Here is a 1,301-nt window from a genome sequence, read left to right on the forward strand (position 1 = left end):
CAGGGCCTCGGCAAAGTCGTAAGTAAGACCAGCTGACCTGCGGTTTCAAGGTGGGATGGCGCACGATCAGGGACGTGGATTGGGGCGGGCACGACCGTCTCGGTGATGATTCAAGTTCCTACACAATCGTCACAACCAGGAACGAGTCGTGCCCGCAGCTCCATCTTCGCCCATGTCTGTTCCGGTGTCGGACACCGGGATCCTCGAGGTGCTCGATCTGGTCCCCGATCCGCGAGCGCGTCGCGGGGTTCGGCACCGGTTGACGGTGATCCTGGCGGTCGCGTTGGCCGCGGTGTGCGCCGGCGCGAGATCGTTCACCGCGGTCGCCGAATGGGTGCACGACGCCCCGAACGATGTCCGGAGCCGACTCGGCATCGAGGGCCGGCCACCGTCGGAATCGACGATCCGCCGCACCCTCGGACGCCTCGACGCAGGCGTGTTCGACCAGGTCATCGGGATATGGGCCTGGATGCGGACCCGGGTCGTCGACGGGCGCCGGGTGATCGCGGTCGACGGAAAGACACTGCGCGGGGCGAAGGATGCAGCCGGGCATCTGACGCACCTGTTGGCGGCCATGGACCACAACAGTGGGGTGGTCCTCGGGCAGGTCGAGGTCGGTGCGAAAACGAACGAGATCCCGCTGATCGTCGACCTCCTGGCCGGGCTTGACCTCACCGATGTGGTCGTGACCGCAGATGCGTTGCACTGTCAGCGGGTCACCGCCGAGTACATCGCCTCACGGGGCGGGCACTACGTGTTCACCGTCAAGAACAACCAGAGATCCCTGCGGAACTTGCTGAAGTCGTTGCCCTGGAACGATATTCCGGTCTCATCAACGATCAGGGGTCGTGGTCACGGACGACGGGAGTGCCGCACGATCAAGGCCACCGAGGTCGATGCCGGTCTCGGTTTCCCGCACGCCACGCAGGTTCTGCAGGTCCGCCGGACCGTCACCAGAAACGGCCGCAAGAGTGTCGAGGTCGTCTATCTGATCACTTCGATGCCGATGACCTGCGCGGCTCCAGCCCAGGTCGCGGCATGGATTCGTGGGCATTGGGGCATCGAGAACCGGCTGCACTGGGTTCGTGATGTCACGTTCGACGAGGACCGCTGCGCCATCCGCACCGGCAGTGGGCCGCAGGTCATGGCCACCATTCGAAACACGGTCGTCGGTATCCTCCGACTCGCCGGCCACGCCAGCATCGCTACCGCCCTACGGCATCACAGTCGTGATCCACACCGGCCGATCGAGCTACTTCACACCATCTGACATGCAATTACACGACTTTGCCGGGGCCCTG

Annotated in this window: 1 protein-coding gene; it reads left to right on the forward strand. The window is 64.6% G+C overall.

Annotated features, from left to right (window positions below):
• Window positions 1-172: 172 nt before the first annotated feature.
• Window positions 173-1,270, forward strand: a complete 1,098-nt coding sequence (locus QR64_RS05940) for an ISAs1 family transposase (protein WP_039584509.1) — start codon at window positions 173-175, stop codon at window positions 1,268-1,270.
• Window positions 1,271-1,301 lie beyond the last annotated feature (31 nt).

The organism is Rhodococcus sp. Chr-9, from assembly GCF_000801125.1.
Taxonomy (GTDB): domain Bacteria; phylum Actinomycetota; class Actinomycetes; order Mycobacteriales; family Mycobacteriaceae; genus Rhodococcus; species Rhodococcus pyridinivorans.

Excerpts from the sequence above, each read along its gene's own strand:
- QR64_RS05940 (WP_039584509.1), top strand. The coding sequence starts at position 173 with ATGTCTGTTCCGGTGTCGGACACCGGGATCCTCGAGGTGCTCGATCTG.